Origin of the sequence: Paenibacillus campinasensis (genome assembly GCF_002272015.1) — a bacterium.
In the GTDB taxonomy this organism is placed as follows: domain Bacteria; phylum Bacillota; class Bacilli; order Paenibacillales; family Paenibacillaceae; genus Paenibacillus_AQ; species Paenibacillus_AQ campinasensis.
Genome location: NZ_NPBY01000003.1, coordinates 17203 through 40686, shown reverse-complemented (window position 1 = coordinate 40686; position 23484 = coordinate 17203). Strand labels below are relative to the sequence as shown.

General features: G+C 51.1%; 20 protein-coding genes. 5 read left to right on the top strand and 15 right to left on the bottom strand.

Features of this window, described 5'->3' with window-relative positions:
• Window positions 1-51 precede the first annotated feature (51 nt).
• From CHH67_RS00560 to CHH67_RS00525, 8 genes are all read right to left on the bottom strand, one after another.
• Window positions 52-1572, bottom strand: a complete 1521-nt coding sequence (locus CHH67_RS00560) for an extracellular solute-binding protein (protein WP_095263031.1) — start codon at window positions 1570-1572, stop codon at window positions 52-54.
• Between the two features lie 123 nt (window positions 1573-1695).
• Complete coding sequence (locus tag CHH67_RS00555) at window positions 1696-2616, bottom strand: carbohydrate ABC transporter permease (protein WP_095263030.1); 921 nt, start codon at window positions 2614-2616, stop codon at window positions 1696-1698.
• A gap of 18 nt (window positions 2617-2634) precedes the next feature.
• Window positions 2635-3621, bottom strand: coding sequence for an ABC transporter permease (locus CHH67_RS00550; RefSeq protein WP_413773578.1), 987 nt, complete (start codon window positions 3619-3621; stop codon window positions 2635-2637).
• 766 nt (window positions 3622-4387) lie between these two features.
• A complete protein-coding gene (locus CHH67_RS00545; protein ID WP_095263204.1) occupies window positions 4388-6001 on the bottom strand; it encodes a response regulator transcription factor in 1614 nt (537 codons plus the stop codon).
• Between the two features lie 25 nt (window positions 6002-6026).
• Entirely contained in the window at window positions 6027-7829 is a 1803-nt protein-coding gene (locus tag CHH67_RS00540) for a cache domain-containing sensor histidine kinase (protein ID WP_095263028.1), read from the bottom strand.
• A gap of 22 nt (window positions 7830-7851) precedes the next feature.
• A complete protein-coding gene (locus CHH67_RS00535; protein ID WP_244908053.1) occupies window positions 7852-9339 on the bottom strand; it encodes an extracellular solute-binding protein in 1488 nt (495 codons plus the stop codon).
• 269 nt (window positions 9340-9608) lie between these two features.
• Window positions 9609-10040, bottom strand: a complete 432-nt coding sequence (locus CHH67_RS00530; protein WP_095263026.1) for a zinc ribbon domain-containing protein — start codon at window positions 10038-10040, stop codon at window positions 9609-9611.
• Between the two features lie 162 nt (window positions 10041-10202).
• Window positions 10203-10823 (bottom strand): copper amine oxidase N-terminal domain-containing protein, encoded by a 621-nt coding sequence (locus tag CHH67_RS00525; protein ID WP_095263025.1) that lies wholly within the window; start codon window positions 10821-10823, stop codon window positions 10203-10205.
• A gap of 171 nt (window positions 10824-10994) precedes the next feature.
• Here CHH67_RS00525 and CHH67_RS00520 point away from each other — a divergent pair, with 171 nt between their 5' ends.
• From CHH67_RS00520 to CHH67_RS00500, 4 genes are all read left to right on the top strand, one after another.
• Window positions 10995-11222, top strand: a complete 228-nt coding sequence (locus tag CHH67_RS00520) for a hypothetical protein (protein WP_095263024.1) — start codon at window positions 10995-10997, stop codon at window positions 11220-11222.
• A 703-nt stretch (window positions 11223-11925) separates the two neighbouring features.
• A complete protein-coding gene (locus tag CHH67_RS00510; protein WP_095263022.1) occupies window positions 11926-12417 on the top strand; it encodes a cation:proton antiporter regulatory subunit in 492 nt (163 codons plus the stop codon).
• Window positions 12418-12421: 4 nt separating this feature from the next.
• Window positions 12422-13660, top strand: coding sequence for a cation:proton antiporter (locus CHH67_RS00505; RefSeq protein ID WP_095263021.1), 1239 nt, complete (start codon window positions 12422-12424; stop codon window positions 13658-13660).
• A 21-nt stretch (window positions 13661-13681) separates the two neighbouring features.
• A complete protein-coding gene (locus CHH67_RS00500; RefSeq protein ID WP_095263020.1) occupies window positions 13682-14569 on the top strand; it encodes a YitT family protein in 888 nt (295 codons plus the stop codon).
• 83 nt (window positions 14570-14652) lie between these two features.
• On the opposite strand, the gene CHH67_RS00495 is transcribed toward CHH67_RS00500, so the two are convergent.
• The 5 genes from CHH67_RS00495 to arfA all read right to left on the bottom strand — a co-directional run bounded on the left by CHH67_RS00495 (window position 14653) and on the right by arfA (window position 19966).
• On the bottom strand, window positions 14653-14868 hold the full coding sequence (locus CHH67_RS00495; RefSeq protein WP_095263019.1) for a DUF2905 domain-containing protein: 216 nt from the start codon (window positions 14866-14868) through the stop codon (window positions 14653-14655).
• A 235-nt stretch (window positions 14869-15103) separates the two neighbouring features.
• Window positions 15104-15937: a carbohydrate ABC transporter permease gene (locus CHH67_RS00490; RefSeq protein WP_095263018.1), complete on the bottom strand. Its 834-nt coding sequence runs from the start codon at window positions 15935-15937 to the stop codon at window positions 15104-15106.
• Window positions 15938-15940: 3 nt separating this feature from the next.
• Window positions 15941-16834 (bottom strand): carbohydrate ABC transporter permease, encoded by an 894-nt coding sequence (locus CHH67_RS00485; RefSeq protein WP_095263017.1) that lies wholly within the window; start codon window positions 16832-16834, stop codon window positions 15941-15943.
• A gap of 24 nt (window positions 16835-16858) precedes the next feature.
• A complete protein-coding gene (locus tag CHH67_RS00480) occupies window positions 16859-18184 on the bottom strand; it encodes an ABC transporter substrate-binding protein (RefSeq protein WP_095263016.1) in 1326 nt (441 codons plus the stop codon).
• A gap of 294 nt (window positions 18185-18478) precedes the next feature.
• The gene (gene arfA / locus CHH67_RS00475) at window positions 18479-19966 is read right to left on the bottom strand and encodes an arabinosylfuranosidase ArfA (protein ID WP_095263015.1); all 1488 of its coding nucleotides are present in this window, start codon (window positions 19964-19966) and stop codon (window positions 18479-18481) included.
• A gap of 461 nt (window positions 19967-20427) precedes the next feature.
• Here arfA and CHH67_RS00470 point away from each other — a divergent pair, with 461 nt between their 5' ends.
• Window positions 20428-21345, top strand: a complete 918-nt coding sequence (locus tag CHH67_RS00470) for an ArsR/SmtB family transcription factor (RefSeq protein WP_095263014.1) — start codon at window positions 20428-20430, stop codon at window positions 21343-21345.
• A gap of 120 nt (window positions 21346-21465) precedes the next feature.
• Here CHH67_RS00470 and CHH67_RS00465 read toward each other — a convergent pair whose 3' ends face one another.
• On the bottom strand, window positions 21466-22470 hold the full coding sequence (locus tag CHH67_RS00465; RefSeq protein WP_095263013.1) for a LacI family DNA-binding transcriptional regulator: 1005 nt from the start codon (window positions 22468-22470) through the stop codon (window positions 21466-21468).
• A 139-nt stretch (window positions 22471-22609) separates the two neighbouring features.
• Window positions 22610-23416, bottom strand: a complete 807-nt coding sequence (gene iolB, locus CHH67_RS00460; protein ID WP_095263012.1) for a 5-deoxy-glucuronate isomerase — start codon at window positions 23414-23416, stop codon at window positions 22610-22612.
• Window positions 23417-23484 lie beyond the last annotated feature (68 nt).

Below are 23484 nucleotides of genomic sequence, written 5' to 3'. Positions count from 1 at the left end.
AAGGGTGTGGAAAAAGCAGCTGCACCATGCAGACTGCTTTTTCACATCCATTTACTTCGAGGATTGAAACCATTCGTTGGCTGCCGCAACCATATCGGCTCCGCCCTCCGCCCTCCACTGGGCGAGGAACTTGTCGTAATCCTCAATTGGCTTCGCTCCGGAAATAAACTGAAGTACATTATCATCAAGCATCGTCGTTAAGCGGAGCAGGTTCTTGGAAACCGCATCGATCGGCGGCGCCGTGGACATCGGATCAACCACGATCAAGCCTTCCGCATTGCTCTGGAACTCTTCAAAATGCGCCTGCAGCACCGGGTCCTTACGAACGCGCGCCTGCCAGTAGATCGGATATTTCTCTTCATCCACACCGGTCAAGAAACTGCTGGCGTTGTTCAAATCATCATTGAATTTAGGAAGAATCGGATAATACTTGCCATCCTTCACTTCATGATGCACGCCCTCTTCCCCGATCGCAATTCCTTTGAAAGTCTCCGGCTCCAGCTTGGCGTTCAGGAAATCCATCGTCGCTTCCTTGTTCTTCGAGGACTTCAGAATCGAGATATACCAGGTTGTATTCGCTTTGGCACCGACTACCGCCTTGCCATCCTTCCCTTTCAGATAAGGCACAACGGCCGTCTTGGCCTCCGGAAAGTTCTTCTCCAATGCTGAAATCGTCGTGCCTGCATTCCACCAGGCCAGTTTATACATGGCGGCATTGCCGCCCGCAAATTTCTCGATGGACTTCTGAGCCGTATTGATCGGCGTTTCGGTGTCCAGCAGGCCTTCTTTATACAGTTTGTTCATATACGTAATGAACTCTACCATCTCCGGCAATTCTGCGCGGTGCATCAGCTGGCCGTCCACTTCCTTCCAATCGGTCAGCACCCCGAACGTCGTTGCAATATCTCCGTAGATCGAGTCTTTGCTCATCGTCAGCGGAATGACGTTTTTCTTTTCTTTGATCGTTTTTAATACGTCGTACAGCTCGTCGGTATTGGTCGGAATCGACAGCCCCAGCTCATCCAGCCAGTCCTGACGGACAACCAGCTCTTCACCGATGCTGACGCCGGCTCCCGTTTCCGGAATTCCATAGATCTTGCCGTCAATCATCGCGCTGCCAAAAGACTCCTGCTTGATGGACTGCTTGATATAATTGCCGTGCGACTCAATCAAATCATCCAGCGGCTCCAGCGCTCCTGCGGACGCCAGATTGTAGAACTGCGCCGCGTTCAGTTTCACCAGATCGTAATTATCCTTGCTGGACACAAGCAGGTTCAGCTTCTCATCAGCTCCCTCCGCAGGCAGCAGCTCGTATTCCACATTGTAGCCAGTTCTTTCCTGAATATATTTCGCCGCAAATTCCGTCTTCGGGTCAAACAAGCCGTACTGCATAATCATGCGCAGATTTGGCTTTTCAGCAGTTTCTCCCCCGGACGCACCTTGTCCTTGCTCCGGCGTAGTCGGCGGTTCATTGGGCTGTTCCGCGGTACTTCCCCCGCCACCGCAACCGGACAGTGCCAGCGTGAATCCGAGCACCGCAGCCAGAATCGAAGATCTCTTAAGCTTGATCATGGATAACCCTCCTTATAATTGAGTAACTAGACCAGCATGAATTCACTCTTAACGGGAAGCATCACCACCTTCGAGAAGTTCAGATGCTGCACATGCTTAATGACCTTTCGCGTGCTGTGATGTTCAGCCTTTGACCGAACCGACCAGCACCCCTTTGACAAAATACTTCTGCAGGAACGGATACACAAGCAGAATCGGAATCGTCGCCAGCAGGATTGACGAGGCTTGGATTGATTGCGGCGTCGTATTGATTGCCGCGTCGATGTTATCCTTCAGAAAGTCGCCGCTTGAGGATACCAGAAGCTCCTTCAGATACAGCTGCATCGGCTTCAGCCCCGGATCGGTAATGTAGATCATGGCCGCGAAGTAATCGTTCCAGAAGGCTACCGCAAAAAACAGTCCGATGGTGGCCATAACCGGAAGCGAGAGCGGGAGGATGACTGACAGCAGGATGCGGATGTTTCCGGCCCCGTCGAGCTTGGCGGACTCCTCAAGCGAATCCGGCAGACCTTCGAAATAGTTTTTGATGATCAGCATGTTGTACACGTTGATCATCGCCGGCAGAAACAGCACCGGGAACGTATTGACGAGGTTCAAGTTCTGCATAAGCAGATAGGTCGGGATCAGACCGCCGCTAAACAGCATGGTGAATACAAACATAAGCAGCAGCCATTTGCGCCCGCGCAGCCGGTATTTGGACAGCGGATACGCGGTGAGCGTGGTCACTGTCAAGCTGCAGGCTGTGCCGACAAGCGTCAGCAGCACGGAGTTTTTCAGTGAATTTAAAAACAAGGAATCCTGCAGCACATACCAGTACGTATCAAACTGCAGCCCTACCGGCAGCAAACCGACTCTTCCCGAGATCACCGCCCCCTCGCTGCTTAGCGATTTGGCGATCAGATTGACAAAAGGGAGCAGGGTCGTCAGACCCATCAGAATGAAAAAGGTGTAATTGAATACCGCAAAGCATTTCTCGGAGAAGGACAGCTTGATGACACCTCTGGCTGTGCTGTTCCCCTCCAGCGCTTTTTTGTGATCTTCCATTGAAGTTCCGCCCTTTCTTTACCAGATCCCGCGCTGCAAATATTTTCGGCTCATCGCATTGCCAACAATGACAAGCGTGAAGGAAATGACAGCTTCGAACAGGCCGACCGCGGTTGAAAAGCTGTAATCCTGATTGCCAAGCCCCATCCGGTATACATAAGTGCCGATAACGTCCGACACTTGATAGACGACAGGGTTGTACATGACAAGGATTTGCTCTGTCCCGGCCTCCAGTACGTTGCCAAGCCGCAAAATAAACATCAGAATGATGATCGGCGCAATTCCCGGCAATGTAATATGCCACAGCTGTTTCCAGCGGCCGGCGCCGTCGATTTTGGCTGCTTCATATAGCATCGGGTCAATCATCGTGAAAGCCGCCAGATAGACAATCGTGCTCCATCCGGTCTCCTTCCAGCCCGCAGAGGTGATCAGCACGCTTCGGAAGACGCTGTTGTCGAGGAAGAAGGCAATCGGCTCCATGTTTAAGGACACAAGAACTTTGTTCACGATGCCGCCGTTCGTAGAGAGCAGATCGATGAATAGGCCGCCGACGATTACCCAGGACAGGAAATGCGGCAAATAAATGACGGTCTGCACCGTCCGTTTGAACAGCATGTTTCGCAGTTCATTCAGCATGAGGGCGATAATGATCGGAAGAGGAAACAGAATGATAATTTTAAGAAAGCTGATAATGACCGTATTTCTGAATACCTGGGCGAAGTCCGGGGACGTAAACAATTTCGCAAAGTGCTTCCACCCGACCCACGGACTGTCTGCATAACCGGCAAAAATGTTAAAATCCTTGAACGCAATCGTGATCCCGTACATCGGGGTATATTTGAAGAGTAAAATGACCAGGATTCCCGGCACGAGCAGCAGATACAGATCCCATTCCTTCCAGATGTCCGACCCCAGGCGGCTCCAGTAGCCCCGCTTTCGGTTCAAGTGTGGGCCCGGTGTCGGTGAGGCCGCTGATGCATCCTGTGGTTCGATTGTTGTTCTCACGAGCTTGTTTCCCCCTTTCGATGTCATTCATCTCTTGTCGTTATTACAAATTGTAATTCGCGCCGCGGACACTGAGTAGGCGAGGATCATTACTATTTATGGTAATCTGATGTTGTGTTGGGGTAGGGGTGTCAGTAATGATGCCATGGAGTTGCGGTCGGTTTGTCACGGGATGTGATGGTGATGCTTCAACGGAACGACGTTTAGTCAACACGTCGCATCGGCTCCGGATGGATCATAAGTTCAAAATAAAAAGGCTGGGCGAGAAAACGTCAAGTTTTCCGTCCAACCTTTTGTATGACTGCTTTTACAGGAATGCAGCTAATGCCTCCCTTGCCAATGGCCTGGTGGTCCATTGTGATGTAATGTCTGCAATGAGCTTGTAAATTATCGTTCCAAGCCGCTCGTGCGTGAGGGCTTTCACGCGGGGTACCGCGTAAATCGTGTGACGTACGGAATTTTAGCAAGCTTGCCTATAGGCACGAAGGCACTTTAACCTAACTACTCTATTCGTAAGCCGCAGGCGCCTTAAAGTTCAGCGCACGCCCCGTGGCGCCTCCCAGCGGAGCGAACGAATCAATTCCGGAAAAGCGATAGCGGTCGCCTTTGGAGCTGAATTTCTTCCTTACTTCTATGATTCAGGAAATTCAGCGACAACAGCGATTGGAGGAATGATACGGTCGCGGAGCGCCTACGATTCGTCACTTACAGCGACAATGCTACGCAAGCACGCCTCTCCGCTCCACGCCCCTCTCCAGCTTGCCACTCACCCCTTGAATTCTCCCGGATTCACCCCCCAATATTTGCGAAACACCTTCGTAAAATAGCTCACATCCCGATACCCGACCAGGCGGGCGGTATCGTAAACCTTCTGTCCCTGCTGCAGCAGGGATTTAGCCCGCTCCATCTTGCGCTCCAGCACATAAGCGGAGAATGCAACTCCCACCTCCTGCTTGAACAGCCGGCTTAAATAGGACGAATTGACATATAACCGGTCCGCTACTGTATGCAGCGTAATCTCCTGGTCCATTTCTTCCTCCAGCAGGTGAAGGATATCCTTGACCAGCTGATTGCTGGATGTTTTTCGCTGCTCGCGCATGAATCTGGCGATATGCCGGACGGTTCGCGTGAGCAGCGACCAGGTCTGCATTTTGGTGCTGAGTAGCCTGACGTTGTGGAAATAGGCGATATCCTCGCCAACGATTTTCTTCAACGTCCAGCCTTGCTTATGAATGACCCGGGTCAGAAATCCGCTGACATACAGGATCGCCTCATGAAATTCATCAGAGGATGCGGAGCGCGTGAACACTTCCTCCCACAGCTCTTCCAGCAGTTCCAGCGCTTTCGTCTCGTCGGCGGTTTCCAGGGCAATTTCCAGTGCCTTCTCCAGACTCTGCTGCACGGCAACCGCCATCCCGTGACCGTCCGCTGCCTGCTGCTCGCGATATGGAATCGCAAGATCATGACCGTAGATCACCCGCTCCTGAAGCGCGCGGCAAGCCTGGGCATACAGATGCGGCGCTTCGGCAAGCGTACCGGTACCGGCACAGATGCCTGCACTCGCCGTCACCTTCAGTACCTCCTTCGTCTGGGACAGAAGCTTGGCTACTTCAGCATGAACCCGCAGCATCGCATCTTTCGGATCCCGCTTCTCATCCACAACAAATATGAGCAGCAGCTGGTTGTCTGCATCCGCACAGCCCCAGCAGGCCGGAGCCGAAAGCAGCTCCTGGGCCAGACACTGGACCGTGAACTGCAGCAGCTCCCGGTCTCCCTGACGAAACCTCGTCTCTTCCTCCGGGATCGGATCGAGATCGACGACGGCTACCGCTATCTGCGCCTCCTTTTTCAGCGGAATGTACAGCTCTTTGCTTTTGGCCAGAACTTCCTGCTCCGCATATTTACCGCCAACCCATTGAATGAAAAAAAGATGCTGCAAGTGAGGCAAGTTGTCCTTCCAGCGCTGCTCCAAGAGCGCCCTGCGTTGCCACTGCTCCAGATCAGCCCGAAGCTGGGCTCTGGCCTCCAGCACCGCCGCAAGTACCTCCTCCTCACCCGCAGGCTTGAGCAAATATTTCGAAACCCCGTACTCAAGCGCATGCTGGGCGAAGGCAAAATTATCATGCCCGCTCAAAATGATCAGCTTCAACCGATCCAGCTCCTGCCGGTCCCTCAGTTCGCGAAGCAAAGTCAATCCGTCCATCTCGGGCATCTGGATATCGAGCAGCATGATGTCCGGCTTCTTGCGGCTTACAAGCTCCAGCGCCTCCAGCCCGCTCGATGCCAGACCGACCACCTCGATGTCATGCTCCTCCCAGGGGATATTGAAGGCAAGAGCATTCCGTAGTCTCGGTTCATCTTCCACAATCATCAAGTTCATCATCTACGACTCCCCCTTGTCTGTGTTATACGTTCTCATCCGCAGGGCTTTCCAATCTGCAGCGATCAAGCGGAATGGACAGTGTAACCACCGTACCCTTGCCGGGCTCACTGTTCACGTCGATATCAGCTTCCCGCCCGTAATAGAGCTTCATTCTGCTCAAGACGTTGCGCAAGCCGAACAGGTCTTTGACATGCTCCTCGTCTTGGGAGAGTGCCTGCACACTCCGCGCACCCATCTTGGCAAGCTCCTCCCGAATATAAACGAGCCGCTCCTCCGCGATGCCGGGGCCATTGTCCTCCACGCTGATTTTGACGATGCTGCCCTGCTCGATCCAGCTGCTGATTATCAGGCTTCCGCCCTCGCTTCTTCCCTCCATACCGTGCAGGATGGCATTCTCCACCAGCGGCTGAAGGAGCAGCTTGAGAATCGGAACCCTTCTGCTGTCTTCCGATATTCGGTACGCCACGGTGAAGCTGTCCAGAAAACGAATCTGCTGAATCCGAACATAGTAGTGAAGGTGAATGACGCTTTCCTCAATGGTGAATACCTGCCTGCCTTTATTCAGGCTTAGCCGGAAGAACTTCGACAGATTCATGACCATCTCGCTGATTTCATCGGCATCATAGTTTTTGGCCATCCAATAAATGGAATCCAGCGTGTTATACAGAAAATGAGGATTGATCTGCGACTGTAAAAACTTCAATTCGGTTGTCTTCAGACGCAGCTGCTGTTCATAGTGATCTTCGATCAGATGCTTCTGCACGGCAGCCATTTTGTTAAAGGACTGGATCAGAAATCCGAACTCGTCCCTCCGCTTTGTATCTACATTGACGTTCAGTTCACCGCTGCTCAGTCTCTTCATCCCCCGGGACAGCTTCAGTACAGGAGCGGCAATGCCGCTGTAGACAACCCAGGAGATGATGATCGCCAGCAGAATGCTAAGCGCAATGATGGCATACGTAAACAGCCTGAGCTGATCTGTTTCCTTGTACAGCTCGCTCCTTGGCTGAACCAGGGTTAGCTGCCAGGAGGAGTAATCCGAGGCGGTTGTCACCACCAGATCCCGCCCTGTCACCTCGTCCTCCAGCGTGCTCCCGGTCTCCACAATGACCTCGCCCTTCTCGTTCACCAACGATATTCGGCTGTTCACCGAAGGAAGCAGCGTTTTGATAATATTGAGCAGCTTCGCCTTTTGAAAAGAAACCATGAGCAGATTGGACTGGCGCTCGCTGTTATACAAATCCATGGCCCGGATGAGCGAGATGCTGTCGGTGTTCGTCATCGAGCCGAAGGTATGCCCGCCTGCAACCGGATAATCAGCCATCACGTAGGAGAAGCCTGTTCCGTTATTGCGCGCGGCCTCCACCATCCATTCCTGCTGCGGCTCTCCTGTCAGCTTGCGGCCTCCGGAATTGGTGGATATCAGCATGTTAGAGGCATGGTGATACACAGCAATCTGCGATACGAACCGGTTCACCGAGACCAATTTGGACAGCTGCTCCAACACTTCAGAGAAATCCACAATCGACTGGGGGGATAGCTGCGTGCTGTTTTTGTTAAGCAGTTCGTTGATGCTGGGGTCCCCCGCAATCAGCGTCGATATTTCCTCGACATTTTGCAGTGCCAGATCAAAATGATTCATCGCCGAGGACAATGCCGTTTCCGTCCGCTCGACCGCCTGCTCATACAGGATGTCCCTCGATTTCTCAATAGCAAACAGGCTGACGACCACCAGCGGCAGCAAGATCAGCAGGAAATAGCCGGTTAACCGTGTCTGTATATGTTGTGAGAACCGGTCCGAAATCCAGCGAAACGGCTTCTTCATCACACCACCTCCCCCGAGCCTCTCATCGGCCTGCCTCCTGTCTGGTATACCATTCATTCACTTCCTTCGTGATTTCATCTCCTCCTTCTTGTCTCCACTGCTCCACATAGGTGTCAAATGCATCCAACGGCTCAATGCCCATAATAATCTTGGTAAAGACATCCTCCATTCGGTCCAGCTTCTTACTGTATTTGCTCATGGCAGGGGTAGGCACACCGTAAAAAGCGTTAGGGATAATATGCTGATTGATCATTTCCAGGTTGTTGTATAAATTAAAATCGCCCAATGAATCCAGCCGCTCCTTGAACAATACCGGGTCTGGCACATCGACCAGCGACTGATAAATGCCCCGATATAAATGCTCGTCATGCAGCGCAAAATCGGTCACCATCACCCCGTTCTCCCATCTCCATATTTCATTTTCGAAGCCGAGCTTTAACGTTCTATAATCGCTCACGATAAAATCCAGCATTTTGATGACCTCTGCGGCATGCTCGGATGTGGCCGGAATCACGTTGTAGCCACGAATCACGTCTTTGCCGTAAACACCGCTATGCCCCTCGGGTCCGGTAGGGTATTCCAGCATGATCCATTCCGCATTCGGGTCCTTCAGCTTATTCGCCGCGATGGGACCGCGCGTGTCATACCAGGCTGCAGAGAAGAGTCCGACCTTGCCGTTCTCGATTTTTTCGTGGACGCTGGATTGCAAGTTGAGCGGGAATTCACTGTCCAGCAGATTTTCTTGATACAGGCGATTGAAAAAAGCAAGCGCCTCCTTCGTTTCCGGAAGAATATTTCCATACACCAGCTTACCGTCCCGTTCAAACCAGGTATCCAGCTGTGTGCCAAACGCGCCGAAGAACGGGGAGGAGCGTCCCAGCTTCGAGGTTAGCGTCAGACCAATCGTATCCTGCTGCCCGTTCCCATCGGGATCATCGAGCGTGAAGCCGCGAATAACCTCATAGTAATCTTCCAGTGTGACCGGGGGCGCAAGCTCAAGCCGGTCCAGCCAGTCTTTGCGGACATACATCAATTCAACACCGGTCACTTCGTTCAGGCTTGGCACCGCATAGATGTTGCCGCCATACTTGACCCGATCCCAAACTTCGGCTGGAATTTTCGCCTTCAGATTCGGACCGTATTGATCCAGAAGTTCATCCAGCGGATGCAGTGCCCCGAGCTTGGCATAGTGATCAAACCATACCGGGTCATAGGTATGAAGCATATCCGGCAGATTTCCTGACGACATAATGACGTCCAGCTTTTCGTTATAGACTTCAGGGGGCGGGGTGTTGACCCGGATATCGAGCCCGGTTTGTTCTTCAATATAGTTGAGGTAGCGGTTGTCGTTCTCGTCCATACCGGCGGGAAACGTCATCCCAAGATTGGAGATCACGATATTGATGGGGGATTTCGGCTTGGCGTCCGGGGGATGATCTGGTGTGGGCAAGCGTGGCCCGTCGCATCCTGCGGAAAGGACTATGCCTGCCATCAATAAGAGGAGCAGCATCTGTCTACCCGGAAACCATGGATAACCTTTTCGTTTGACATGCCGATGCCAACTGCCAAGACCTGCTTTGTTGATTCGCATTCGTCTGCTCACTCCCTCCATCTAGTAGAATTAATACTACTATATATTGATTTTTTTGTGAGTAGGATCGATTTATTTTCAGACGGAAAATAAATTTCCGCCAAGTCCACAGCCGCCATCAAAAAAAACGGACCTTGACACAAGGAATTCCCTGGTCAGGTCCGGTTCATATACACGTTAAGTTCAGTTTATGCTCGCGGGTCGCTGTTGTCATCCGGATTTCGCAGGAGCCGTGTATCCTCCCCCTGATCCGGGTTCACTTGTATAACCTCAAATGTAGCCCCGCAGTGCGGGCAGAATCTGGCGTTCATTGCCGAGCTCTTTCCACAGGCTCTGCACAGCTTTTCGTCCGAAAGATTCGCAATTTGCAGTTCATTTTGCTCCATTTCGAATTTCAGTTCCTGAATGCGCCGCATACAGGCTTCAAAGCTTTGTCTGTCAGGTGGCCATGCCCCTGACTCTGCCGATGCGTATACGATCTTGCCAATCTCCAGCAGCTGTCCGTCAATTTCGCTTCGCTTGCTGCTGTTCTGCAGCTTCAGCTTATTTACTTCCACCAAGATCTTGGCCTTGTTGCCGGCCTCCGACACACCAGCCTTGAATTTATCGAAAAAGCTCAAGGTCCAAACGCTCCCCTCGTTATAGTTGTCGCTTGTCAATCCCCCAGAGCAAGGGGCGTTCATTTCCTACATTATACATGAAAATAGACAGCCGGGTATGAAACAGGCTGTCTGAGAAGTCTCCTGGGTAAGGAAGCAAGTTATGATGGCATAGCTTGAAGATCAAAGCGTAATTCGCAGCGCATTTGCGCTCGCGTCATACGACAGGCTGGCGCCAAGCCCTCTGGCAAACACCTGAACAGGAACATAGGTCACGCCGTTAATGACCCGCGGAGGAGCAGCTATCGTCTCAGCCTTCCCGTTGTAGTACACCGTTTTGCTGCCGAGCGTGAGTGTCATTTTATAATTTTCTCTCTGTACTCCAATCGCCCCGGCCGACTTGTTCCAGCTCACCTGGGCACCCATGCGTTCAGCAATCTCTCTGAGCGGCACCAGGTTCGTATTATTTTCGATGATCGGATCGCTCCCGAATTGAAGTGCGCTGCCATTGATAAAGACTTTAAGCCCGGACTTTACATAAGCAGGCTTGCTCTCTTTCGGCTTGCTGGCCGACGAGCTGCTCGATTTCGGCGCGCTGGATTTCGATGCAGCAGAACCACCTGAAGAGGAGCTCGAGCTGCCTCCGTTATGATAATGATACTCCCCGTATTTCAATCCCCATCGTTCACAGTTGGTTCTGCAAGTATGACCGCCCTTGGAATCCGTTCTTCCGGGATGTGCCGCAGCTGCAGAAGTGGACATGAGCAATAAAACCAACATGCTTAGCAGTATTCTTTTCTTCATCGCATTATTCATCCTCCTGGTATAATATCCCTTTTATTCTAACATACCTCTATATAATCTATCACTATATAAAGATACTTTATTTAGTACTGATTCATCCTGGTTCACACGGTTAATCGTACATAAAACCATTTGCATTGCACACTATAATTGGGAAAGGAATGAGAAAATATGAGCAATAAAAAAGTCGATTACGAAGGTCAGTTTCCAGGTGTGCATCCCGTTCCCGAATCCGACCATCCGGAGGATCATGCAGCTACGGACATGCTGGATGATCTGGTTCAGGGAGTTCTGGAGAATGAAGATGCAGAGGAAATCCGAAGCAGCTCCAATGAGGCAACAGAGCAACCCAAATCGCCGAACAGCAGAAGAAGCTCCTCTCGTAAAAACACGCAATAATTGGCAGGGACAAGGCAATCGCTTTGGCATTCGCTCCAAATGACACTATAGGAGCAAACCAAATGATTCAACCCGAAACGAAAATAAAGGGCGAACAATTGCGGAACATTCGCACTTCTTCGCCCTCACTCATCTAAATATATCCAAATATATAAAGAGATTGTAACCCTATAAATGATCTCCCAAACCGTTCCTAAATAATTTATCGTTCTCATTTTGAGATCAATTACATTTATGTTATCATTACCATAGGAAGCTAGGAGCGAAGGGAGGGAAATGACTTGGAGCGTATATTGAAGACAGCACGATGGCTTTGGATGTTCGGTTTGGTGCTCATCACCGCCTTTGCGCTTTATTTTCCATCCCAGGAACAATATAAGGATGAGCATGCAGATCTGCGGTATGTATTTAAGCCTGACATTCACCATAACGCCGCGGTGCTTAAGCCATCTCATATTCTCTCCAAACTCAAAGTCGCCAGCAGCTTGCTGCCGGCATTCTTGACGACTTCGGCGGTCCTTATATTGAGAACGCCTAAGTTCAGGTTGCCCTATCGGTCGATAATCCCACTTCGGCTTCGGCTTTTATTATTATTTCCTATTAAATACACGTCGATATTTGTCAGCTTTTCGTCCCGTTCAGTAGCCCCGGTGTAATTTCAAGCTATAACTAATCATGTCCATTTTTTAGGAGGATTTTACTCATGCATGTACGTGAAACAGATCTGCCCGGAATCGGTAAGAAATTTGTGATTGATACGCGAGGCGGCGATAAGCTTGTCATCATTATTCATGACGATGGCCGCAGAGAAATGTATCATTACGAGTACGACGATCCGGAGGAAAGCATCTCCATGATCTCCGTCGATGACGACGAAGCTCGCCAAATTGCTGCCATTGTCGGCGGGTTGACTTATAAGCCGAAAGCTCTAGAAACGATTGATATGGCACTCGATGAACTCATCATCGAATGGTACCGGATTGAGCCTCATTACTATGGGGTTGGCAAATCCATCGGCGACCTGGGTGTCAGACAGTCCTCGGGCGCAACGATTATTGCGGTTGTGAATAAAAACAGCAAGCAAATTAATCCCGGTCCCGACGTTATTATTACAGCAGACTCGACACTCGTAGTCGTTGGTGAGCGCCAGCAGCAGCGGCTATTTAAACAAATCTTGATAGACGGACGGGGTTGATTGAATGGATCATTTGGTATTAGAAGTAGGACTGGCGATTGCCCTACTCGCCATCGCTGGGGTGCTGTCTGCAAAACTCCGCTTTTCTGTCGTTCCGTTCTATATTCTGATCGGGATGGCAGTAGGGCCACACGCACCCCACTTTGGCCCGTTTGATTTCCGGTTTATCGAGAGCGCACCATTTATTGATTTTCTCGGCCGGATCGGTGTACTGTTTCTGCTCTTCTATCTGGGATTGGAGTTCTCTGTCGGACGGCTCATTAAATCAGGCAAGTCGATTGCCGTCGGCGGAACCATCTATATTGCAATCAACTTCACCCTCGGATTGATGCTTGGTATCTTCTCCGGATTTCCGCTTCCAGAGACGTTGATTATTGCGGGGATCACAACGATATCCTCAAGTGCCATCGTGGCCAAGGTCCTCGTCGATTTGAAGAGAACGGCGAACCCCGAGACCGAGATGATTCTTGGTATTATCATGTTCGAGGACGTATTCCTTGCGGTTTATATCTCGATCCTGTCAGGTCTTGTCCTGAGCGGCTCGTCCTCACTTGGCGGCGTGCTGCTGTCGGCGGTTATTGCCCTTGGCTTCATGCTCCTGGTCATTGTGATCGGACGCAAGATGGTGCCGCTGCTGAACAAGGCATTGAATATTCGTTCCAATGAGCTATTCTGTCTCGTTATTTTTGGAGCTTTGTTCCTGCTTGCAGGCTTCTCCGAAACGATTCACGTTGCCGAAGCGATTGGCGCTCTGCTCGTCGGGCTTGTTCTGGCCGAAACTGAGCATCAGGAGCGGATCGAGCACTTGATCTTGCCGTTCCGTGACTTCTTTGGTGCCATCTTCTTCTTCAGCTTCGGGCTGTCGATCGTTCCGTCGGAGCTTGGAGGCGCTGTGGTACTGTCTGTAATTGCTGTAATTATCACTCTGTTCGGAAACTTCCTCGCAGGGATGCTGGCAGGACGAAGCGCTGGATTATCCTCCAGAGCTTCCTCAAACATTGGTCTGACTATCGTATCGCGCGGCGAGTTTTCCATCATTCTGGCCAATCTCGGCAAAGCGGGCGGACTTGCGTCCTTCATTCAGCCGTTTGCAGCATTGTACGTGTTGATCCTGGCTATTTTGGGGCCTTTGCTGACCAAAGAGTCGAAGCACGTGTACAATATCTTAAACAAAATCTTCAAGTTCAAGGATCATAAAGAAAAGCCGGCCAAACCCCGGCTGAAGGATGAGAGCACCAGCTGATAAAGGAGGTGCGTTGTGTCCATGCCTAATCTTCCGTATCCCATAACGGACGGTGACGCAGAAGACTGGAAACGGACATTCAGAATAAGACGGCTGCTCATGGCGGTGTTGGGCGGACTCATCGCTGCCCTTGGCCTTGATCTGTTCCTGGTGCCAAGCGGCATCATTACGGGAGGCGTGACAGGGATTTCGGCCCTGGCCTCCCACATAACAGGTCTGCATACCGGCATGTTTGTCTTTGTACTGAATCTCCCGCTTCTGCTGCTTGCCTTCCGCCAATCGGCCCGGGAGAAGGCTCTTATAGCAGCCATAGGACTTCTAACCTTCTCCATTTGCTCCATCGTGTTTTATCCCGTTCCCTCCGTGATTGACAGCAAGATCGGGTCGGCCGCCATTGGCGGGATCCTGCTGGGCACAGGGATCGGCATCGGAATCCGCTACGGCATTATACTGGATACTCTCCAAATGCCGAAGCTCTCCAGATCCTTGACCCGGCTTCTCAATCGGATCAAGCTTCCTGGCGTCCAGATCGGACTCAACCTGGCACTTCTTACCGTGGCCGGATTGGTGCTTGGCTGGGAGCTTGCTATGTACTCAGCCATTGCTTGCCTAGCGGCGCTGGAGGCCATCCGCATCTCCACCTCCAGCTTCTCGTTTCATCTTGGCATCCGGATTAACAGTGCCAACGAAGACGCGCTGGCTCAAGCAATCAACACGTTCTTGAATCGTGAGCCTGAAGAAGCGGACATGGAGGAGCGAAGCAAGTTTACCGCAGACGGCAATCAAGCACAGAGCGAGGCAGTGTCCGGAATGTTGTACCGGATTCATCTGTTCGAGCTGCCCCGGTTCAAGTCAATTGTAAGGAATTTGGACCCCGAAGCTGTTGTAACCTATGATGCAGCGTCATAATTTGAAGAGGCCGCCTTATCCTTCACGGAAAGGCGGCCTCTTGGCGTTGGATCAATTACGTGACGGAAAGTTAGCAGCTGCGGCTATTTTCGAAACATTTGAATCAGATACAGCAGCAGCGAGCCGACCACACTGATCACAAGGCAGGTCACGATAGGAAAGTAAATTTTGACATTGGGCCGATCCACTACGATGTCGCCCGGCAAGCGGCCGACCCAGCGGCCAATAAGCGGCCACAGCAATCCGATCACAATTAACGCCCCGCCTATGATCAGCAGCACTCGGGTTACGGGATGCACAGTTTGATCACCTCACGTTAGGTTTGCGTCATGCCATGCGGAATATGCATCTCTACTCTCCATCTTAAAACGGAAGTCTTCATTTTGCCAGTCTAAGAGGCGTTCACGAATGAACCGCCGCCTCAAGCCGGACACCGGAAAGATACCGCCTGTTATGTATGGTTAGCTTGTCCGGACCGTCCATTCCTGCTAATCATGAAAAGGCACGACTCTTGAAAGAGCCGCGCCCTCATTATTATCCCTTCACAGCCCCTGCTGTCATTCCGTCTATAAAGTATCGCTGAAAGGCAATGAACAGAACAAAGATCGGAATGATCGAGAAGAAGGAACCTACAATGAGCAGATCATAATTGTTGCCATACGGGGTCAACAGCGTCTTGAGTCCAATCGGAAGCGTGTATTTATTAGCATCGCTAAGGACCATGAAGGGCCACAGGAAGTTGTTCCAGCTGTTCATCCCGTTCAGAATGGCCATCGCCGCAAAGGAGGGCTTCATTACCGGCAAAATCAGTCTGATATATATGCCGTATTCACTAGCCCCATCCACTCGCCCCGCTTGAATAATTTCGCTCGGCACGCCTCGCAAATACTGCCGGAAGAAAAAGATCGTAGCCGCACTTGCAATCCCCGGCAAAACGATAGCCGAATAGGTGTTCATAAGACCGATATTATAGGTCAATGTGTACAGCGGGAGCAGCAAAATTTCGAACGGAACCATCATAATAAGCAGCACGCAAATAAAAAGCATATTTTTGCCTTTGAACTCGTAGGCGGCGAAGCCATAAGCTACCGTTGCACTGACAATGAGCGTCAAGCTGACCTGGACAATCGTCAGAAGCAGCGAGTTGAAGAACCACATGAAATACGAGTGGCTTCCGGTGAACAGGTATATGAAATTATCCAGACTCATCACCGACAGGTCAAGCCGCAGGTTAAGCCCGTAACGAATCAGTTCCTCACCCGGTTTGAAGGAAGAGATCGTCACTGCGTAGAACGGAACGAGAATGAAGAAGCACAGGACAGAGAAAAAGATTAAAAGCGCAGCGCGCGGCCAAATCTCCTTATTCATCGCTCACTCCTCCTTCTTGAACATCCCGGACAGCGTCAGCTGCGACAAATTAATGACCATGGTAATGGCCAGCAGGACAATCCCTACCGCCGCTGCATAACCGAGATTATTCCTCTCAATGCCCTGGCGATACAGATAACCGACGATGGTCAACCCGATATTTTTCGGTGAATTGTTACCGTTCCAGAGCATCATGCTTTCGATGAACATCGCCAACCCTGCATAGATGCTGATCGTTATAACATAGATCGTCGTGGGTTTGAGCAGCGGCATCGTAATTTTCATGAATTTCTGAAAGGACGACGCTCCGTCAATCGACGCGGCTTCATAATATTCATCCGGAATATTCTTCAGCCCCGACAAGAAGTAGAGCATATTCACCCCCGTCCATCTCCATGCGGCCAGCGCCAGCAATGCGATGAACCCGGTAACCTGTCCCTTGAGGAATTTGACCGGCTCGATGCCGAACCAGCCCAGTATACTATTGATCAACGAACCCTCCATCTCGCCAAACATGAGTCTGAAGATCGTGCCTGCCACAACAACCGAGGTAAGCGCCGGGAAGAAGAAGGAGGATTTGAAGAACTCCCTCCCCCACATAAATTTATGGTTGATCAGCACCGCGAACAGCATCGGCAAAGGAATTAGAATGACGAGGGTCAGCACCATGTATACAGCGCTATTCAGCACAGCCTTCATAAAGATGCCGTCCCCAAGCAGCTTGTCATAGTTGCTTATGCCAACCCACTCCGCCTCCTGCCCGAGCTGGATCTGCTGAAAACTCATGCCGAGCGAGCTTCCAAGCGGATAGACCCAGAAGATGAGAAAGACCAGAATAAACGGCAGGACAAATACGTAAGGAGCAACTTTCTGGGAGTACAAAAACTTTCTAATCATACACCATGACTCCTTTGACGAACATTATTTCAATTCCTGCTCAATCTGCTGCTGCGCATCATTTAACGCTTGCGTAATGTCCTTGCCGTCCTCAAAAATTTCATTGTAGGTCGTGGTGGAGAGTATATTGTTGATCGTTGGTGTTGCGGGGGTCGATTTAATCAATTGAATTTCATCCCGGATCTCATTGAGCACATCAAAAGGATTGTTGACGAAATACTGGACAAACGCGTTCTCGGGATTGTGAGTGACTTCCTTCATCTCCCATACGTCCATATTGACCGGGTCGAATCCAAGTGTATTCCAAATTTCCTTGTTGGCGTCCAGCGACAGTTTGGCAAACGCCAGAAAGTCTTTGGCTAGCTGAATATCCTTGGCTGTCTGGGTGATGACGGTGCCCGTTCCGCCTCCGCCTACCGATCGCGGCATTCCCTCTTCGATGACCGGAATTGGAGCGATGGCAATTTTACCGGACAAGTCTGGCATGTAGTTCGTGTATCGGGACATCTGCCAGAGCGGCATAAACGCCGATACATAATTGCCGGCATTGAATTCGCCATAGGCCTCCTCCGTATCCGGCTGACCGCCTGCAATTGTGGCGATAACTTGGTTGTCCTGCAAATCTTTAAGTACCGTCATCGCTCTTATCATCGCTTCCGAGTTCACCTGAGGATTTCCTGCCTCGTCGGTATAATCCGCCCCTTGCTGTGCAAGCAGCATGGAAGCCTGCCATGAGGCACTTGTATCGGCGGTCCCCATATATTTTCCAGTCTGTTCATATACCTTCATCCCCGCTCGCTTGAAGTCCTCCCAGGTTACAATCTCCTTGTAATCGACACCAACTTCTTCAAGAATTTCGGTATTATAGAAGGCAACGGATGCGCCCACATGGGTAGGCACTCCATAATTGACGTCATCCTTGCTGTATAAATCCACTCGGGATTGCACAATGGTGTCCCGGTACGGATCGATAACGTCATTCAGCGGAACGAGCTGGGGCGTTCCGGACAGAAAGTCCGGGAACTTGCCAAGCTCGATATCGGCGATGTCCGGTGCTCCGGTCCCCGATTGAACGGCTATGGATAATTTGTTATGCATATCATCATAAGGCATGACCGTCACATTAAGTTTGATTTGACGGTCAGGATTGTCCTGATTCCACTTCCCCAGCATCTTCTCAAAATGCTGTCCGTGCAGCTCCACAAATGTCCAGTAGGACAACTCGGTCGCATCCTCCCCGGCTCCACCGTCGATGACCGAGCTTGTGCCTCCGGCATTATTCGAGCCGCCGCATCCCCACAGCATCGTCATCGCCAAAACCAGAAAACCGACAAACCATTTTTTAATCATTTCCATTGACCTCCCCAGATTTCATTCATACGTCCCTTGATGCCTGCTCGTATGATGTCTGTCAGCCAGAAAATGAAGCGCTTACAAGTTTCGACATGCCTTATGTCTTCTGAGTTATGCCTTATTGTCCGAACCTCCGCCCCTTAGGGACGATGGAACAGTGCCGCTCTAGATGTCACTGCTCCATCTGTGATTATGCCCTAGATCATACCCGGAACTATACATGCTGCATGGCTAGGCTAAATACTGCTAACTGCTCAGATGGCTGCACGCTCTATGCCTTGGCAGAATGCGTTAACCTTTCTTGAGCCGAATGACATTCCAGGAAGCCTTTGCAAGGGATGCGGTTAACATACCGGAGTCCAGCTTCGCCTGTCCCCTGTGATGCGGCTTTACCTTCTCTTCATCCGCCGTATTGACGGCTTTCAAGTCCTCGTGCTCCATCACGATAAACTCCACAAGTTTGAAGCCTTCAAAGCTGCGCACGTCACACGTCAGCTCCAGTGACTGTTCCAGATGGCGATTCACCGCGAATATCGTAATTTCTTCCTCCGCCTCGTTATAAACGACAGCGCTGTCGAGGTATGGAACATCGGTAAAATCCTTCGAGTCATAGACCGGAGAATCGACGATGGGCTGCAGCGATACACCGCGCCCGTACCGGGAAGCATGCAGGTATGGATAGTAAATCGTCTGTTTCCATGCCCGGCCGCCATTCTCGGTCATAATCGGAGCAATGACGTTGACGAGCTGGGCCAGACAGGCCATCTTCACTCGATCGGCATGACGCAAAAAGGTGATCAGCATGCTGCCGACCAGCAGCGCATCCTCAAAATTATAGACATCCTCCAGCTGTGGAGGCGCCACGCTCCACGGCTCGATTTGTTTGTCCGCATCGTTGGAGTGATACCAAACGTTCCACTCGTCAAAGCTGAGATGCATCGTCTTTTTGCTGCGCTTTTTCGCCTTGATGTAATCACAGGTAGATTTCACGGTATGGATGAAATGATCCAGATCAAGGGTAAGCGCCAAATAATTGGCCGTATCGTTAGCACGATTCCCGTAGTATTGGTGCAGGGAGATGTAATCGACAGCCTCATAGGTATGATCCAGCGTGACGGCCTCCCATTCCGGGAAGGTTGGCATGTTCGCACTCGAGCTTCCACAGGCCACAAGCTCAATTTCCGGGTCTACCAGACGCATCGCTTTCGCCGTTTCCAGCGCCAGTCTGCCGTACTCCTCAGCTGTCTTATGCCCGATCTGCCACGGGCCGTCCATCTCATTGCCCAAGCACCATGTTTTCACTTGATGCGGCTGTTCATAGCCATGGCTGCGGCGCAGATCGCTCCAGTAGGTGCCGCCAGGGTGATTCGTGTACTCCAGCAAATTTCGGGCGGCATCAATGCCGCGCGTGCCAAGATTAACGGCCATCATCACTTCTGATCCGATTTCCTTGGCCCAGGTGATGAACTCATTGGTTCCCACTTCGTTGTTCTCCAGCGTTCTCCAGGCCAGTTCCAGCCGCTTCGGTCTCTCCGCTACTGGCCCCACACCGTCCTCCCAATTGTATCCGGACACAAAATTCCCGCCTGGATACCGAATGATCGGAACCTGCAGCTCTTGAATCAGCTCCTTTACATCATTCCGAAAACCGCTCTGATCCGCGGACGCATGCCCAGGCTCATAGATTCCGCCGTATACGGCGCGTCCAAGATGCTCGATAAACGAGCCATATATTCGGTTGTCCACTTGCGCAATTCGAAATGACTTGTCAATGGTCATCCGTGCCTTCAATGTCCCAGCTGTCAAAACGCTTCACCTTCCAGTTTAGTTTTTCTTGAAACTTTTTAATAAAACCAATATGAATCCGTTTGCAAAATTAACATAGCATAGGTGTATAATCGTTGTAAATATAAAATGTTTTATGTTTATTAAAAATAATAGAATCGGCTTAATCGGAACATTCGCACGATCACTCTTCAGTAGTACATATAGCACAGAATTATTGTTTAGTGATTTAAGCCTTCATCTTATTCCGGTCTCCTTTTAATTCAAATAAATATAAATAAAACAAGTAAAGTCCGGTCAAAATTCGACGGATTCAGCTTCAATCCTAGTCCATTTCAGATGAAGTTCTTTATTTCGCGACCATATTGATTTATACTCATTTAAAACAAACCGTCATCCGTCCGATTTAAGGTACGAATGGCGATCCCTATACGTGGAAGAAGGGTTGAAATCGTATGATTTACATCAAAGACTTAAAGAGCGGACTGGATATATTCAAAGCGCTTAGCTCTGAAATCCGGATCCAGATCCTTGAGCTGCTGGCTACCAACCAGAGCCTTAACCTGAATGAAATCGCCAATAGACTGAATTTAAGCAACGGTGCGATTACAATGCATATTAAGAAGCTGGAGGACAGCGGCCTTATCGAAATTCAAACGACCGGGGGGAAGCATGGCATTCAGAAGATTTGTTATCTGAACAAAGACAAGCTGATGGTCGACCTTCGGAGCAAGGATGCGGAGAATTTATACGAGGTTGAGATCAAGGTAGGCCATTACAGCGACTACCAGGCTATGCCAACATGCGGTCTCGCGACTAAGGACAGCATCATCGGCGACTTTGACGATCCCCGCTATTTCGCCGACCCTGACCGGATCGATGCCGAAATTATTTGGCTCACCGAGGGATATTTGGAGTATCGGATCCCGAATTATTTGAAGTCCAACCAGTCCTTCCGGGAAATCCAGTTCTCGCTGGAACTTGGCTCCGAAGCTCCCGGCTATTGCGATAACTACCCGTCCGACATTTACTTTTATATCAACGGGATCGAGATCGGCAGCTGGACCAGCCCAGGCGATTTCGGTGACACACGCGGCAATTTCAACCCGGATTGGTGGCCGCCTCAGCTGAACCAATACGGGATGCTCAAGCTGATCCGGATCAACAAAAAAGGCAGCTTTATTGATGGCTGCCGCATCTCCGATGTCACGCTGGACCAGATCCAGCTGGATTATAAGAGTGAGCTTACTTTTCGCGTCGCAGTCACGGAGAAGTCTGTGAACAAGCGCGGGCTTACGATCTATGGCAAGCACTTTGGCAACTACAGCCAGGACCTGCTGGCCCGTGTGCTTTATGATGTAAGAGAGGGTTAGAGCTGTATTCATGCATATCCGTATGATAAAAAGGGCTATCCCTAAGCCGTTATAAGCTGGCTTTGGGGGTAGCCCTTCATGCGTATTTGAAGTCACTCTTTCCATTTCAACAGTCTGGCGCTATGACCGCCAGCCCGCGGTAGACTCGCGGACAATCAGCTCCGTCTGCAGCACGATCTTCTGCTTATCCGACGGTTTCTCTTCCAGCTCTCTCACCAACAGATTGACGGCCATGGCGCCAAGCTGTTCCATCGGCTGTGCTACCGAGGTCAAAGGAGGATCCGTTACCGCTGCCAGTATCGTGTTGTCGAAACTTACGATCGACAATTGTTCAGGCACCCTTACACCCGCCTCTCTAGCCGCCTGCAGCGCCCCTACGGCAAGCAGATCATTGCAGCAGAACAACGCCGTAGGACGATTCTCATCGGCGAGGAGCAAGGCGGTGTTCCTTCTGCCGTCTTCAATCGTAAACTTGCATATTCGGATGTGGTCATTATGTAAGGGAATGTCCGCTTCCTCCAGCGCCTGCCGATATCCTTGAACCCGCTCCCGGCTGCTAATGATCGTCATGCTCTCCGACAGCACAGCACACCGGCGATGTCCAAGTCCCAGTAGATGCGAAGCCGCCGCCCTCCCGCCTTGATAATCATCGGCTACAACTGTATGGACGGGGACCGACGACCATTCGCGGCCAATGGCAACTACCGGCATCGAGCCGCTCAGTTCAGCTGCCATATCCACCCTTTCTATGCCTGTTCCCATAATGATCCCGTCTACACTTTTTTGCTTCAGTAAACCGATATACCGCTCGACCCGATCATCCTTATTGTCGGTACTGCAAATAATGACGCTATAACCTAGCTGATGGGCCCGGTCCTCCACCGCCCTTGCCACCTCGGCGAAGAAAGGATTGGAAATGACCGGTATGAGCAGCCCGAACGTATAGGTATGCTTTCCGGTCAAAGCTGATGCGATGACGCTGGGCTGATAGTGAAGACGATCCATAATCTCGATAATTTCCCTGCGCCGTTCTTCACTGATTTTTCCTTTGCCATTTATAACTTTAGAAACTGTCGCTATGGACACCCCAGCTTCTCTGGCAACATCATAGATCGTTGCTTTCATCCTGATCCGCCTCTTTCCATCTTTATCCTTCTATTATGATCAGGAAACGACCCATCGTAAAGAACTTCGCCGGTATGACAGATCAGAATCTATCCTGACCCGGGCACCCAGCCCCTTGCGCGAAACCGCCTGCCATCGCTTATTTAAGCAGCCACTCGTGATGGGGATCATTGTAGAACTTCCAAGTTCTGCGCGGCCCTGCCATCACATTCAAATAGTAGACCTCATAGCCGGCAGGCGCCGCTACAGGATGATAGCCCTTGGGCACGAGCACTGCCTGGCCGTTTCTTACGCACAAGGTTTCATCCAATGATCCGTCATCCGTATATACGCGTTGAACGGCAAAGCCCTGCTCGGGCTGGATACGATAATAATAGGTCTCCTCGAGCAGCGATTCCTCCGGCAGCGCATCCCGGTCATGCTTATGCGGCGGATAGCTGGACCAATGGCCGCCCGGTGTAAACACCTCGACCACCAGCAGGCTGTGCGCAGGCTCGGATTCCGGCAGAATATTGTGAACAAGCCGTGCCATATTGCCGCTGCCCCGATGTTCAACCCCCACATGCCCCGGCTCGATGAGCCTGGCTTCATATTCGCCGCCCCCCGGAGCGGTGCAGACCGCGAGGTCCACGTCCGTCTCGGCCACCACCTCATAGCGGTCTTCGCTTGGGACGTAAACGGAATAGGGCGGCGTTTTCTCGAACACACTCATTCTTTGGCCGATCCCGGTCCAGCGTTTCTCCGCCGTCCTGACATCGCCTTTTCCACTAAGAAAAACCAGACATGCCTCCAAGCGGCCTGTTTCCCGCGTCAAAGCTTCGCCCTTCTTCAACTTGACCATTTCATAACCGACGTAGCTCCATCCCGCCGATTCCGGCGTTACCCGCAGCACAACGCCCTCCTGATTCGGCTGCGATGCTTCAGGAACAATCAGTTTGGATTGCATCCGTATCCGCTCCTTTACTGATTCCCCCGGTACCCAGGGATTCCTCGATGCATCTGAATACCGGGTGA

What these genes read in the sequence shown, in the direction of transcription:
- CHH67_RS00490 (WP_095263018.1), bottom strand. Translation starts at nt 15,937, where the DNA reads ATGAATAAGGAGATTTGGCCGCGCGCTGCGCTTTTAATCTTTTTCTCT.
- CHH67_RS00485 (WP_095263017.1), bottom strand. Translation starts at nt 16,834, where the DNA reads ATGATTAGAAAGTTTTTGTACTCCCAGAAAGTTGCTCCTTACGTATTT.
- CHH67_RS00480 (WP_095263016.1), bottom strand. Translation starts at nt 18,184, where the DNA reads ATGATTAAAAAATGGTTTGTCGGTTTTCTGGTTTTGGCGATGACGATG.
- CHH67_RS00500 (WP_095263020.1), top strand. Translation starts at nt 13,682, where the DNA reads ATGCCTAATCTTCCGTATCCCATAACGGACGGTGACGCAGAAGACTGG.
- arfA (WP_095263015.1), bottom strand. Translation starts at nt 19,966, where the DNA reads ATGACCATTGACAAGTCATTTCGAATTGCGCAAGTGGACAACCGAATA.
- CHH67_RS00520 (WP_095263024.1), top strand. Translation starts at nt 10,995, where the DNA reads ATGAGCAATAAAAAAGTCGATTACGAAGGTCAGTTTCCAGGTGTGCAT.
- CHH67_RS00545 (WP_095263204.1), bottom strand. Translation starts at nt 6,001, where the DNA reads ATGAACTTGATGATTGTGGAAGATGAACCGAGACTACGGAATGCTCTT.
- CHH67_RS00505 (WP_095263021.1), top strand. Translation starts at nt 12,422, where the DNA reads ATGGATCATTTGGTATTAGAAGTAGGACTGGCGATTGCCCTACTCGCC.
- CHH67_RS00555 (WP_095263030.1), bottom strand. Translation starts at nt 2,616, where the DNA reads ATGGAAGATCACAAAAAAGCGCTGGAGGGGAACAGCACAGCCAGAGGT.
- CHH67_RS00540 (WP_095263028.1), bottom strand. Translation starts at nt 7,829, where the DNA reads ATGAAGAAGCCGTTTCGCTGGATTTCGGACCGGTTCTCACAACATATA.
- CHH67_RS00525 (WP_095263025.1), bottom strand. Translation starts at nt 10,823, where the DNA reads ATGAAGAAAAGAATACTGCTAAGCATGTTGGTTTTATTGCTCATGTCC.
- CHH67_RS00465 (WP_095263013.1), bottom strand. Translation starts at nt 22,470, where the DNA reads ATGAAAGCAACGATCTATGATGTTGCCAGAGAAGCTGGGGTGTCCATA.
- CHH67_RS00535 (WP_244908053.1), bottom strand. Translation starts at nt 9,339, where the DNA reads ATGCTGCTCCTCTTATTGATGGCAGGCATAGTCCTTTCCGCAGGATGC.
- iolB (WP_095263012.1), bottom strand. Translation starts at nt 23,416, where the DNA reads ATGCAATCCAAACTGATTGTTCCTGAAGCATCGCAGCCGAATCAGGAG.
- CHH67_RS00510 (WP_095263022.1), top strand. Translation starts at nt 11,926, where the DNA reads ATGCATGTACGTGAAACAGATCTGCCCGGAATCGGTAAGAAATTTGTG.
- CHH67_RS00560 (WP_095263031.1), bottom strand. Translation starts at nt 1,572, where the DNA reads ATGATCAAGCTTAAGAGATCTTCGATTCTGGCTGCGGTGCTCGGATTC.
- CHH67_RS00470 (WP_095263014.1), top strand. Translation starts at nt 20,428, where the DNA reads ATGATTTACATCAAAGACTTAAAGAGCGGACTGGATATATTCAAAGCG.